Raw genomic sequence first — 13,029 nt, forward strand, 5'->3', positions numbered from 1 at the left:
AAACAGTGCTTGTTGAGAATGACTAGGCAATCAGACTTAACATCTAGGGGGAGATGTTCCAGTTGCTCGCTTTGTTTTGTCACCCCTTGAAGTCAATCCATCTGGTCAAGATAAGAGATAATATTCTTGGCAAGGTTTGGGAAAAAATCTCAAAATGTTGCGCCTCTCATCCGTTAAGTTGCTAATCTTTTGATTGTCTTGAATACGGACGAGATGAATCCCTTGAAAGCACTGAAATATCCAGCGTAACGTCGGTCGGTCAGTTAACTTACCCAACGGATTTTTCAGTCCCGTCTCCTGCTGTTTTAAACTTAAACGAAGTTGTCTTTGACCAATAGTATAAACCAGCAGGCACAAGCCCATGAGCATGGCCATGACCTCGATTCTATGGGGAGATTTGAGAAAGACACTGTGGGCAAAAAAGCAGGGGTCTTTGAGAAAAGAAAATCCTCTTTCCGGAGCTTGTTGCCCTTTATATTTTTTGAGTATATCCTCACTGCTCAATCGTTGTTTCTCCAAATCGTTAGTTGCTAAAACGAATCGTCCTGCTCGTTTCTTTAGCCTCTCAATCGCTGCCAAATTCAACTCTAATTTGGCTTGAACTTGATAGCTTTGAGAGGGTAAATCGTCTTTTGATTTGAGTTTTGACCCCTGGGACTCAGGCGGAATGAGATTGACTTTAATCTCCGTTAACTGATGAGATTTTAAGGAGTCAGATAATCCTTTGGCTATCGCCAACGCCACCGCTCTATTCTCAAATTCTCTTCGGGATAGTTGCCGGATTTTTTCTTGGGCAGAATTCTTTTCTTGCTCGATTTTTTTCTCTAATTTTTTCAAGTCTGATTCTTGTCTAGCTTGACTTTCAACTAGCAACCATCTTTGTTCTATACCCCCATAGTTAGAGCTTGTTTCCCGCCAGGAATAACCCGGTATTTCTGAATCGGTTAACTCTTTTTCTGAGATGCTATCGACTAACTCTTGAGCCTCTTTAATGCTTAATGGTACTCGAGACAACCAACGCATTTCTTTCATTAGTTTTAAATTCTCTTTGCTATAGAGGGCGCTATCGCCGACTATTAAACTGTCAAAGTCAACTTGTTTTTTAAATTCTCGGGCGATTTGACCAAAAACCGCTTTGTCCGCTTCATTTCCGTCCCCTACTTTCAGGAATAAAGGTACATCTCCATCCCCACTTACGATTAAGTCAATCATAAATTGTTTTAAGTCAGGTCTTCGGTCGCGGGAGTATCCGTAGGTAATTTTTATTGGCTGTTGTCTGGTTTCAATTTCTTCTCCCACTGCTCCTGATTTCAGGATTTCTACTGTTGGGTATTCCTTTTTATATTCTCCTTCTACTGATAGAGAAGTCGAATCTAAATGGGAGTTCTCGGTTGCTACACCAAATTTTTTCACGGCGGCTAAACTGATGAGTAGGAAAATACCCGAAACATCCAGTTGATAAAGTTTGTCCATTACTCGACCAATTTTATCATCATTCAGGTGTTTTGCTTCGATGCCTTCTCCCAGCAGATGTTCGGTTGCTTTATCTTCAAAAAATTGAGGAAATAAATACAAGGCTCGGGAGACAAATCCCAATCCATTCAGGATAATTGCTTTCACGACTTGCCCCGCTGTGACAATTTCTCCTCGCTCAATTGAGACTTGTTCGTTGATAATTTCAACGATTCCTATTTCATCGATAATTCCGGCTACTAATCCCAGATGGTCTAGATTTTTGACTTCAATTTCTGTTGATTGATTCATGGTCGAACAGTCCACTCGCCTCAGTTTTCCAACAATTCCTATTTTTTCATAATTAGGGTCTCAAAGCCCCCCTAGCGGCCACCGAGAAAACCTTCACCAGCTAAGTATTTTTACTCAAGTCTCTGGCGGGGGACAGCTTATGTGACAGTTGAGGGTGCGGAATGTGGGCTTAATTGCTTAAGTCTGACTCTTTCGACCCGTCCGTTTTGAGTGTCCGAATGCCCTCCGGCCACTTTGAACAAGTCGAAAAAATCTAATGTTCAACCTTATTTCCTAGAAAGTTTTACTCGTTCAAGGCCGAATTTGAATTCTTTTCTGAACAAAACCCCCTACTATCTGTTGTCAAGGTTCAGTTTTTAGCTTGGTTATCGCTTTTTCCATTGTAGCTTAAAGCCGTCCTAAAAGGACGGGGTTTTAACCCAAATTTTCGATAATGGGGATAAAAATTAAAATCCTTGGTAGTCACCGATGACTGATAACTGGTAACTGAAATGACCCCCCAAGCAATCCCTAAACTCAATCACTTGCCCTCTGCCCTAGCCAGAGAGGGAGCCGTCTGCCTAGAATTAGAAGATGGAGTTGCTATATTTCGAGCCTCCACTGCCGTTCAGACTCGGATTGAAGAATTACTCCAACTAGAGAAAGAATCAGCAATTACCCCCGCACAAAAGCAAGAACTCGATGCCTACGAAGAAATTGACGACTACCTCAGCTTTGTCAATCGTACCTTGCGGAATCTCAGCAAAAACCCCTCTTGATGTCTAAAAAGTTTTCCTCAGATTATTATCGTCTCTGATTCAGAGCAGGGTATCTAGCCTAAAAATGAAGGGTTCGCAGGCAGGCACGGATTCCCATTATACAAAAAGTATATGTCAAGTCTCCGATTTTGTCAAGGGTTTTGGCCAAAAAAAATCGCCTCTGGGAGGCGGAGGTGAAAGGTATCACCCCAGAGAAATAATTAAACGCCAAAAGACTTACCACAGCCACAGGTTTGACTGGCGTTGGGATTAGTGAATTGGAACCCACCGCCGATCATCGCGTTGCTGTAATCTAACATGAGACCGTAGAGATAGAGCAGACTTTTTTTATCAGAGACAATTTTGAAGCCATCGTAATCGAAAACCTCATCTTGGGGGCCAATATTGCTAGGATGCTCAAAATCCATCATATAGGACATTCCCGAACAACCACCTTGACGCACACCCACGCGCAGACATAAATCCTTGCCCTGTTGCTCTTTGAGCATGGTAAGGTGTTTGAGGGCAGCCTCACTGAGTAAAATTCCTTTTCCTTGAATCTGAGTAGCTTGTGTCATCTTTAGCAGGAACTCCTAAACGCAGTTGAAGGGGACATATAAAACTTTACCTTCTCCTATCCATCTTAACGATAGTTGAGGACTGATGACCGAATTACTTCTTACTTTTCCCAGTCTCGCAGGAGTTGTAGGGCAAAAAAAAGCAAAAAACTGGGATTATTAATTAAATAGCGTTGCCAGAGACGACTAGATTCTTTAAACAAACCCTAGAGCCATTCTAAGCCGATTTTCATCACCCAACGGACAGGACAGCGCTGCTTTGAGGATGCCGAAAAAGCAGCCGGAAAAGAGCCAAAGAAATTTACTTTTCTAAGCGAAGATTAGCGCCGCTGCTATCGGTGCGATAAACCCAAGTTTTTTGGTTATCAGTCAGAATAATTCGCCATCCTTGCACCAGTGCTTGAGTACAGAATTCTCCCGGTTTAGCTAATCCTAAACAACCATCGGGCCAGGTTTGTGGTTGTGCTGCTTGAATTTGCAAGCGATTAACCGATATCTTGGTTTTCCGACTCAAATCTTGACGGGTGGCGGCGATAACCGAATTAGGTGGCTCAGGAGATGCTAAACTAGGTGGCGCTAAGAGGAGAGAAAGCAGACTCATTAGCATTAAAAAGCCAGTTGCTCCCTGAATAATTCTCGTTTTACCGATTTCTACTTGCTGGCTTTGGCTAAAATTTTTTCTAAATATCATCTTGAGTGCTGCCTCTTTCTGGGGGGTGATAGTCCGAGGGAATCTTCCTGTTTATTATCAGTGTCAGATCCCCCCGCCTATCGGCACCCCCCTTATCAAGGGGGGCAGGGGGGATCGAACCTAAAATCCATTTTTAATTTAATTATAACCAGCTACTTATGTTCCCGCTCTGGTTTTCGAGCAGCGGCAGCAGTCAATGTCGGTTTTCGCTGCCATCTCCTGAAAACTGTCGCCCCTTTAAGGGGCGATGGCGATTAAAATAGATGAGGATGAACTATCTTAGATGGATGGGCTTATGTTATCTTTTTTCCTCCGTTGGTTGATTACCGCCGTCTCTTTATTGATTACAGCGCGAATAGTACCCGGTATAGAAATTAAAGATTTTACCGTGGCTTTGATAGCTGCTGTCGCTTTGGGTTTAATTAATGCTATTATTAGACCCCTGTTGATTCTTTTTACCCTGCCTTTAACTATTTTGACCCTAGGGTTATTTATTTTTGTGGTTAATGCCATTTCCTTTTCTTTAGCCTCCTATTTTATCCGTGGCTTTGAGGTAAAATCATTTTTTGCTGCTTTATTCGGTTCGATCGTGGTTTCGATCATTTCAGGAGTTTTAAATGGCATTTTCGTTGACTAAAGTGGGCAATAATTCGGTTAATTAGTGAGCAATCCTCTGTTTAAAACAGCTTGGCTTAGTCTGATCTAGAGACGTTGATTATAACAACGTCTCTCTAGTTTTTGGTAAATAGCGATAGTTTTTATTTGAGAATCAGGGAATTAAATTGACAAAAAGATTGACAAAAATTATCGTTTGTGTTAAACAAGTTATATCGATCATTTACCAGAGGGCTTTAGGGTATGTTTATTATTTTATCTATGAGATCACTTAGAACTACACCCAGAAAATCTCTACGGATTTAAGTGGGTGGGTGGAATTAAATATAAGATGAACGTAGGTTGGGTTGAAGCATGAAACCCAACGCCCGCTCATGTTACGCTACCGCTAACCCATCCTACAAATAATTGTGCCTCCCTACTTACCGTGGCTTTTGTCGTTAAAAATCAGGAAAATTTAATCCCAAGATTTCCATCTCAAGCACCGAGAGCAAGTTCAATTACTATTAGAATAGTAACTTTGTGTGAAGATTTGGCTAACCGGGATGATCCGATCAGACAAAACAAATATAATCATCTTAATTAGATGACTAATAAGCTTTCTCGATCATCTTTCCAGACAGCATAACTACAAGAGTGTAGCAGGGGATTGTTGAGCTAAGGAGATTAACTAATCTCAAGTCAATTTTTCTTGTCTGTGTTTGCTTGAGAGACACAATCATCGCAGCAAAAGTTTTTTCATTCAATTTAGAGGTTTTAAAATGACTAACAATCAGGAAAATCTTAGCCAAGAAAACAAAATTTATACAGTTCTCAGTATCGGTCAAAGAGGAGCAGGAAAAACAGTTTTCCTAGCGGCATCTTATCAGACTTTCAAAAATCAAGCAACTTCGGGAAATCCGGCTAATATTGTCTTCAGATATCAAGAGGAAGAAAGCGAAGAAGATATTGAAAAAATTCTCAATTATGTCGCTAGAACAGGTCAATATCCCCCCGCCACTTTAAAAATCAGTAACTTTGATTTTAGTTTAGAGAAAAAAAGCGGTGATCAATCGGATAAAATAGCGACAATTCGCTGGTGGGATATACCGGGAGAAAGTTGTCAAATCTATAATTTAGCCTTTGTCAATATGGCTTTACAGGCTAATGCTTGTTTACTGTTTTTAGAAGCAGCAAGTTTATTAAATGATTCAGACAAGCATAATAATTACCCGAGAATTTTTCAAACCTTGATCGAGATAATTAACCATAATAAAACTAGGTTTAATTTAGGCATTATTATCAGCAAATGCGATCTAGTTGTCTCTGACCAAAAAAGCTGGCAAAACCTACAATTCAAAGTCCAAGAATTAGAGCAAAAACTGCGAGAGCAAAAAGTTAATCACCGTTTTTTTTACTCAACAGTTTTAATTGATTCCCAGCAAGGCACACTGCAAGCAAATCAAGCTTTGGACTCCCTATCTTGGTTATTGTCTCAAATCGATCAACAACTGGTAAACTTTTCCTAAATGACTAGCACTATATCCGATCCATTTGCAGCAAGATTAGTAAAAAAATCTCTCAAAAATCTGCTGACTGCCTTATAACAGTCATCTTAATGGTGAGGTGTGAAGTTTTCGTTTTGGGGAGTCGGCACCAAATTAGGTGACAGTTCATCTTGAGGAGAAATGCCGTCAAATATCTCCCCAAAAACTAGAAACAAGACACAATTGTGTGAAAATTATTTATAATAGCCCACAAAAGTGCTTAAAGGTTACAGATCATGTCCTTGCTCGTTGAACAACTGATTTATAGCAGTTTCTCACAACTGGGATTTAAATATATCGCTAGTGTCAATGTCCCCCTAGGGATTCAACAGTTTTTTTATCAACATATAGTCTCTCAGTTATGGGACACCTATAATCCTCCAGACAGGAAATTTAAAGGAGTCTATATCTATCAAATTGACTTCCATAACACCCTCTTTGGTTGGTTAATTAACGATGGTAAGGATGAATTTGATCGTGGGGACATCCCCTACTTTCATTGTTATTATTTACAGGAACTACTCGACTCGAAACAACTGTTTAAAATCCTTGCCTGTCTAGAAGCAGGCCCCCTAAAACGTATTTACAGAGATGAGGCTAAAATCTCCCTTGACCCCGTAATTTTAGCCGACAATTATCAGGCAAATGCCTTTGAATTAGGGATTAAACTTTCTAAAGATATTCGTCTGTTTAGCCACCGGCAACTGCGGGAAGAAAAACCCCTGCAATGGTTTATCTCCTCGAAAGAAACCAAAGAACGACCACATCCCACCGATAATGACGATGATAACTCTAAAAATACCTTACCTAGGCAACCAAATTATCAGGTAGAAATTGCCAAAATCCTGCAAGAATTAGCCGAAAAACCGCTCGCTGTTGAGGGGATCATGCTTGTTTCTCCCCAGGGTCAACCTTTGACTGATTCCATCGGCATGGAACACAATAGTGCCTTAATCTTAGCAGGAACAATGCTCTATCTTGTCAATAACACAAAAGAGGAATTAAGCTGGTCTGCTCTGGAGCAAATTGCTGTTCGCAGTCCCCAGGGTCATCTGATCTTAACCCCTTGCAGTGACCAAGCTTTTCTTTTAGTGAAAACCGGCAAAACGATCACGGGATTGTTAGAGGTAGAAATCCAGAAAACTCGCTCAAAATTACAAAAAATTCTCCCTATCTCTAACCCCACCCCCGAAACTCCTCTCTTAAATCCCGCAGCTAATCCCTTTCTTGATTCCTTTGTAGAAGAATTCGAGATCGTCCTCGAAACCGAAGATAATAACAATGCAGATATTCGTTACCGGGGCAGACCAATTCAGTAATCAGTAATCAGTAATCAGTAATCAGGAGTCAGTAGACCTCTTGCAAAAGTCTTAAGTCGATCCTTGTACAGCAACATTTTTGAAGATTATCAACTACTAATAAATAATTAACTGAAAGTCCCTCCTATTATTGTTTCTATCGTTTGTTTTCGGATTTATGCAAGAGGTCTAGTAATCAGGAGTCAGGAGATTATTTTTATTTAGGGCTGGCTGAATAAATCTAAAAACCTTGTTGGGTAAGACTTTTAGACCTTTTGTCAATCAAAAAGTACTGGATCTGGGAGTGATCGGGGGGAAATTTAGGCACTTTTTCCCTGAAAATTAGGTAATTGGCCACCTCAAAACTGGTAAAACCCCACTTCCCACTCCCCACACCCTGCCCCCCTCCCTTCTCCCCCACACCCTACACCCTGATCACTAAAAACCGATGAACCAATTAAACTTAGAAGTTGCGGGAAAAAAAGAACGTTTAGATGCTTGGATGGGGTCACACTTGCCCGATTTATCGAGATCGAGGCTGCAAAAACTGATAGAACAGGGATATATACAGTTAAATGGTCAAATTTGCACTAATAAAAATACTAAAGTTGGTCAAGGTGATCGCTTAAAGATTACCATTCCCGACAGTCAACCCCTCGAATTAACCGCCGAGGCGATCGAGCTTGATATTCTTTACGAAGACGACTATCTGATTATTATCAATAAACCTGCTGATTTAGTGGTTCATCCGGCTCCCGGCCACGAATCGGGAACCTTGGTCAACGCTTTACTGCATCACTGCCCAAATTTAGCCGGAATTGGTGGAATTCAACGCCCCGGTATAGTCCACCGCTTAGATAAGGATACCACGGGTGCGATTGTTATTGCCAAAACCGACCAGGCCCATCAACACCTACAGGCACAATTAAAAACCAAAACTGCCCGCCGGGAATACATCGCCCTCGTCCACGGTGTCCCCAAAAGCGAAACAGGTACAATTGATCTGCCGATCGGTCGTCACCGCAGCGATCGCCAAAAGATGGCTATTATTGCCGTGGAAAAAGGCGGTAGAAATGCCGTCACTCACTGGCAAGTCAAGGAAAGACTAGGCAACTACACCTTAATGGAATTTCGCCTAGAAACTGGCAGAACTCATCAAATTCGCGTTCATAGCAGCCATATCGGTCATCCGATTCTTGGGGATCCCCTCTATAGTTCAGGTCGTTCTATCGGGATTAATCTACCCGGGCAATTACTCCACGCCCATCGTTTAATTTTAGTACATCCGGTCACGGGAGAGAGCCTAGAAGCGATCGCTCCCTTACCCGCTATTTTCCCGAAAGTTTTAGCTATTTTACGGCAGAGAAACCCCTAGCGCACAAATTGCGGCATAATCTCCGCTGCTGTCGATAATCCGTAGATACCGCGACGATGTAGGGAAACCCCCGCTTTCAGATAACCGAAAGCCGGCCCGCAGACATTAGCCGCCATACTGGTTTCATCACCTAAAGTGAAGGTATGGGTGGAAATTTTGCCTTCAAAAGTCCGCCCCGTGACTTTAACATTGGTACTCAAGGGCTTTTTCGGGTTGCGCGTATCCACCACACCCCCGACGGAAACCCGATCGCGTCCACAGATTCCAGCCAATTCCAGCATAATATCGTCTGCGTGTTCCATATTTTCGAGGCTGAGAATGCCATTGGTTTTATTTAACAGCATTTCCACTTCTGCGTCACTCATCTGGTGCGCCGTTTCTGGGTCGTAACCGGGTAAATGGGCGATATCTTCGCGAATGGTGGCACGATAAGCCTCCCAGTTGGCAATTCCCACGCCGAAGGTAATTTTAACGCTATGAATCTCTGCATAACTCTGGGCAGCTAGGGCGGCAGCCGCAGTTAACAGTCCGGGGGTAGCGCCGCAGCCGGTCATGTAGGTGATGCCGGCGGCTTCTAGGTCTGTTTGTAGTGCTAAGATTTGTTCCATGGCGCTGGTACGTTTGAGCGCATCGACTAAAACCCCGCGCCAACCCAAGCGAATGAAAGTTTTAGCGATATCGGCCATGAAATTGTTGGGTAAATTCGGCAAGGCGAGAAAATAGCCTTCTACGTCGGCAGTTTTGATTAATTCCTCGATACTGTTCTCGCTGAGACTGCCGTAATTTTCCAGATAACCGATCGAACCCCGGTCATGATAAATTTTGTTACAGGTATTGACATCTAGACCGTCTTTGTGGTAAGCAAAACCAGCTTTATCGGCGGCGGCAGTCCAGAGCATTTCCTGTTTGGGGGCGAGAATTCTGGCGGCGGCCTGTCCCAAACCACCAAAACCTAAAACACCGATCCGAAGGCGATCGCTGGCTATTTGTTTATTCATATTCGTTGGGATTCCTATAGACAAACTTCTATTATTTCGGCGGTCGTGGTTCGCCGTTGCATCTCCTTTATTTTCAATTTATCGCTTCAGGTCGTCTTTTTTGTGTAGTTTTGTTAAATTGTGCCTCCTGGGTCAAGGTTCGCCCTTGACGATGAAGAAAAGTTACGGGAAACTTACAAAAAATGAAAGTGGTTAGGTGACGTAATATAAAGTTTTGCTAAAATTTTAACCAGATTGCTACGATTAGCAAACTATCGTAAATTAAAACGATAGGGAGCTTTGCAAACCCCAGATCACGCCGAGAAGAGCTATGAGCATGGAAAGCCTAGAGTTTATTATCTATCCCGATGGTCGCGTTATGGAAAAGGTGACAGGCATAGTCGGTTCATCTTGTCAAGAGGTGACGGCGGCGATCGAGGCACAACTCGGGCAGCTGATGTCTCAAGAGAAAACCTCGGATTATTACCATCAAACCGTCAGCCAGTCAGAGAAAGTCAGCAACGCAGCCACTTTTAGCGACTGGTAATTTTTCATCTTTCCCGATCCCTTTATTTAAGCCACTGAAAAACCATGTCACACTTTAGCAATATCAAAACCAAAATCCGCGATCTATCCTACCTAAAAGCCGCCCTGAGCGATATGGGTATGGAATGGAAAGAGGGTTCTCACCCCGTCAAAGGTTATCAAGGTCAAACTTTAACCGCAGAGGTGGTAATCGAGCAAGATAACAATTACGATATCGGTTTTCGCTGGAATGGTAACGAGTACGAGTTAGTTGCCGATTTGCAATACTGGCAACAACCCCTAACCGTAGAAGGATTTTTAAGAAAAGTAAATCAAGGTTATGCCTACCACACCATCCTGGCAGAAACTGCTAAACAGGGTTTTCAGGTGGCAGCACAGGAAAAAAATACTGATGGTTCTATTCGTCTAGTGGTACAACGTTGGAGTGCCTAATGGCTGATTTTTCTCCCGAACGCTCTGGTTTTGAACCAGAGTTAGGGGGATTCCTAAGAGATTCCCCTGATCGCACCGGTTTTGAACCCGAATTGGGCGGTTTACTGCGCCAGAAAGCGGTTTACGTCGATGAGGTCACTTGTATCGGTTGTAAACACTGCGCCCACGTTGCCCCCAATACCTTTTTTATTGAAGGCGAATACGGTCGCTCTCGCGTCTATAATCAGGACGGTGACGAAGAAGAAATTATTCAAGAAGCGATCGAGACTTGTCCAGTTAACTGTATTCACTGGGTTAATTATAATAATTTGCAATTCCTTGAGGAAGAAGGCAAACATCAAGTGATTAAACAGTTAGGTTTTCCTCAGATTCACAAGAAATTTAGCCCCGCAGATTTAGATATCTAGGGTGGATAGGTACAGCCTCATCCACCTATTATTTCCTAGAAGTTATGGCAGCGGTTCTCGATCGAATCTGCTACAGTTCTCAGGGGAAATAATCCTAAGTAGGTAGGTATTGAAAACTTTCAGATGCCCCCCTTATTAAGGGGGATCCCCCCGCCTATCGGCACCCCCCCTTATCAAGGGGGGCAGGGGGGATCGAACCTAAAATCCATTTTAAATTTAATTATAACCAGCTACTTATCTCGGATTTTAACGACCATGAACACCCAACTGATTGATTCTCTCGCGCGAATCATTCTCTCTCTCTCCGAGGAAGAAAGAGAGTTACTGAATCGGAAAATTCAGAGCGAACAACGGGAAAATTGGCAGATTAACGCTCAAATTTTGGATTTAGAAACCCGTGTCAAGCAATAGGAAAATCAATATCCCATGAGTTCGGAAGAATTCTCTCCTAGATTTCGTTCTGGTGAGCTAGGGGACGCTATGGATTATTTCGAGTGGAATGTTTATTATGAAATGCTATTGGCAGCTAGAAAAGAGATAAGTTTACGATCAAATTAGATGGAGATAGCCGATTATATTCCCCTAGTTAAACGGAAATTATCCGAGAGTTCGATCGTAAACTCTTTTACGATTACTGATGAAAGAATTTTATTCGATCGAGGCTATTTCCGAGCGAGAGTCCTTCGATTTCAGGACAACAGCTTCAAACTGACGTAAAGCAAGACTAGAACCTTGATTCCAGCCTAATTCTACATAATAGGGAAAAAGTTTCTTGATATTTATATCGGGAAAGAGACGACTATTTTCGCTTTCTTGATAACCGTCTTCTCTGAACAGATATATTTTTAATTCTTCCCGACGATAAACCCACAATTCGGGGATTTTCAGCAATTGATAGGCCTCTACATCAGTCAGAGAAGTAAAGTCCACTTCTATAGCTAAATCGGGAGGAGGATCAACAGTTAAATCAATTCTCTCTTTGCCTAAAATTGCCTGTCTATTATCAATATAAAAACAAGTATCTGGTTCTACTCCCGCTTCCCCCGGAATTTTCAAGGTAATCGGATCAAAACATTGCCAGTCTTTGCCTTGGCGACGGAGGATAATTTTTACTAAATCCCTTAATGTATCAACACGATTGCCATGACTTGGTAAGGGAGACATAAGCCGAATTTCTTGAGTTTTGCCGTTAAAATAGAGTTTGGGATAGGTTTTTTGGAGACGTAAATTCAGCAATCTTTCGTAATCTTCCCAAGTCTGATGCGGAAAAATAACTTGACTGCCCGGAGATAAAGATAAAGTATTTTCGTTGAGAGTAATTAGTAGCATTTTGATAATTATTTTTGGATTGTCAGATCCCCCCGTCTATCGGCACCCCCCTTATTAAGGGGGGCAGGGGGGATTAAGCTCACTTTTATACAAAAAGTGTTTTAACTAAAATTCTCTAAAGCTTCAAACTGACGTAAAGCAAGACTAGAACCTTGATTCCAGCCTAATTCTACATAATAGGGAAAAAGTTTCTTGATATTTATATCGGGAAAGAGACGACTATTTTCGCTTTCTTGATAACCGTCTTCTCTGAACAGATATATTTTTAATTCTTCCCGACGATAAACCCACAATTCGGGGATTTTCAGCAATTGATAGGCCTCTACATCAGTCAGAGAAGTAAAGTCCACTTCTATAGCTAAATCGGGAGGAGGATCAACAGTTAAATCAATTCTCTCTTTGCCTAAAATTGCCTGTCTATTATCAATATAAAAACAAGTATCTGGTTCTACTCCCGCTTCCCCCGGAATTTTCAAGGTAATTGGATCAAAACATTCCCAGTCTTTACCTTGACGACGAAGGATAATTTTTACTAAATCACTTAAAAGATTGATACGTTTGCCATGACTTGGTAAGGGAGACATAAGCCGAATTTCTTGAGTTTTGCGATTAAAATAGAGTTTGGGATAGGTTTTCTGGAGACGTAAACTCAGTAATCTTTCGTAATCTTCCCAAGTCTGATGGGGAAAAATAACTTGACTGCCCGGAGATAAAGATAAAGTATTTTCGTTGAGAGTAATTAGTAGCATTTTGG

The 13,029-nt window shown here is 41.9% G+C and carries 14 protein-coding genes and 1 pseudogene; 9 read left to right on the plus strand and 6 right to left on the minus strand.

The annotated features are described in order from the left end of the window. Positions 1 to 105: 105 nt before the first annotated feature. Complete coding sequence (locus tag MAE_RS22615) at positions 106 to 1,764, minus strand: IS1634 family transposase (RefSeq protein ID WP_012267593.1); 1,659 nt, start codon at positions 1,762 to 1,764, stop codon at positions 106 to 108. Between the two features lie 491 nt (positions 1,765 to 2,255). Between MAE_RS22615 and MAE_RS22620 the strand changes: the two genes are divergently transcribed. After that, positions 2,256 to 2,522, plus strand: a complete 267-nt coding sequence (locus MAE_RS22620) for a hypothetical protein (protein ID WP_002773197.1) — start codon at positions 2,256 to 2,258, stop codon at positions 2,520 to 2,522. Positions 2,523 to 2,722: 200 nt separating this feature from the next. On the opposite strand, the gene MAE_RS22625 is transcribed toward MAE_RS22620, so the two are convergent. Next, positions 2,723 to 3,079 (minus strand): iron-sulfur cluster assembly accessory protein, encoded by a 357-nt coding sequence (locus MAE_RS22625; protein WP_002747572.1) that lies wholly within the window; start codon positions 3,077 to 3,079, stop codon positions 2,723 to 2,725. Between the two features lie 301 nt (positions 3,080 to 3,380). After that, the gene (locus MAE_RS22630; RefSeq protein ID WP_012267594.1) at positions 3,381 to 3,770 is read right to left on the minus strand and encodes a hypothetical protein; all 390 of its coding nucleotides are present in this window, start codon (positions 3,768 to 3,770) and stop codon (positions 3,381 to 3,383) included. 295 nt (positions 3,771 to 4,065) lie between these two features. Here MAE_RS22630 and MAE_RS22640 point away from each other — a divergent pair, with 295 nt between their 5' ends. The 4 genes from MAE_RS22640 to MAE_RS22660 all read left to right on the plus strand — a co-directional run bounded on the left by MAE_RS22640 (position 4,066) and on the right by MAE_RS22660 (position 8,584). Continuing rightward, positions 4,066 to 4,407, plus strand: coding sequence for a phage holin family protein (locus tag MAE_RS22640; RefSeq protein ID WP_002762655.1), 342 nt, complete (start codon positions 4,066 to 4,068; stop codon positions 4,405 to 4,407). 739 nt (positions 4,408 to 5,146) lie between these two features. Next, the gene (locus MAE_RS22645) at positions 5,147 to 5,893 is read left to right on the plus strand and encodes a TRAFAC clade GTPase domain-containing protein (protein ID WP_012267598.1); all 747 of its coding nucleotides are present in this window, start codon (positions 5,147 to 5,149) and stop codon (positions 5,891 to 5,893) included. 254 nt (positions 5,894 to 6,147) lie between these two features. After that, a complete protein-coding gene (locus MAE_RS22650; RefSeq protein ID WP_012267599.1) occupies positions 6,148 to 7,230 on the plus strand; it encodes a roadblock/LC7 domain-containing protein in 1,083 nt (360 codons plus the stop codon). A gap of 427 nt (positions 7,231 to 7,657) precedes the next feature. Next, a complete protein-coding gene (locus tag MAE_RS22660; protein ID WP_012267601.1) occupies positions 7,658 to 8,584 on the plus strand; it encodes an RluA family pseudouridine synthase in 927 nt (308 codons plus the stop codon). Here MAE_RS22660 and bioU read toward each other — a convergent pair. Next, complete coding sequence (gene bioU, locus MAE_RS22665) at positions 8,581 to 9,582, minus strand: (S)-8-amino-7-oxononanoate synthase BioU (protein WP_012267602.1); 1,002 nt, start codon at positions 9,580 to 9,582, stop codon at positions 8,581 to 8,583. The two genes, MAE_RS22660 and bioU, sit on opposite strands and share 4 nt — an antisense overlap. 310 nt (positions 9,583 to 9,892) lie before the next feature. Here bioU and MAE_RS22670 point away from each other — a divergent pair, with 310 nt between their 5' ends. The 4 genes and pseudogenes from MAE_RS22670 to MAE_RS36215 all read left to right on the plus strand — a co-directional run bounded on the left by MAE_RS22670 (position 9,893) and on the right by MAE_RS36215 (position 11,504). After that, positions 9,893 to 10,108: a DUF2997 domain-containing protein gene (locus MAE_RS22670; RefSeq protein WP_002752708.1), complete on the plus strand. Its 216-nt coding sequence runs from the start codon at positions 9,893 to 9,895 to the stop codon at positions 10,106 to 10,108. 44 nt (positions 10,109 to 10,152) lie between these two features. After that, positions 10,153 to 10,539 (plus strand): DUF1257 domain-containing protein, encoded by a 387-nt coding sequence (locus tag MAE_RS22675; RefSeq protein WP_002762644.1) that lies wholly within the window; start codon positions 10,153 to 10,155, stop codon positions 10,537 to 10,539. Beyond that, positions 10,539 to 10,946 (plus strand): ferredoxin, encoded by a 408-nt coding sequence (locus tag MAE_RS22680; RefSeq protein WP_002762643.1) that lies wholly within the window; start codon positions 10,539 to 10,541, stop codon positions 10,944 to 10,946. Before MAE_RS22675 ends, MAE_RS22680 begins: the two co-directional genes overlap by 1 nt. Before the next feature lie 255 nt (positions 10,947 to 11,201). After that, positions 11,202 to 11,504, plus strand: a pseudogene (locus MAE_RS36215) (hypothetical protein). Positions 11,505 to 11,594: 90 nt separating this feature from the next. On the opposite strand, the gene MAE_RS22690 reads toward MAE_RS36215, so the two are convergent. Further along, positions 11,595 to 12,275, minus strand: a complete 681-nt coding sequence (locus tag MAE_RS22690; RefSeq protein ID WP_012267604.1) for a Uma2 family endonuclease — start codon at positions 12,273 to 12,275, stop codon at positions 11,595 to 11,597. A 101-nt stretch (positions 12,276 to 12,376) separates the two neighbouring features. Then, on the minus strand, positions 12,377 to 13,024 hold the full coding sequence (locus tag MAE_RS22695) for a Uma2 family endonuclease (protein WP_012267605.1): 648 nt from the start codon (positions 13,022 to 13,024) through the stop codon (positions 12,377 to 12,379). Positions 13,025 to 13,029: the final 5 nt, after the last annotated feature.

This window comes from Microcystis aeruginosa NIES-843 (genome assembly GCF_000010625.1).
In the GTDB taxonomy this organism is placed as follows: domain Bacteria; phylum Cyanobacteriota; class Cyanobacteriia; order Cyanobacteriales; family Microcystaceae; genus Microcystis; species Microcystis aeruginosa.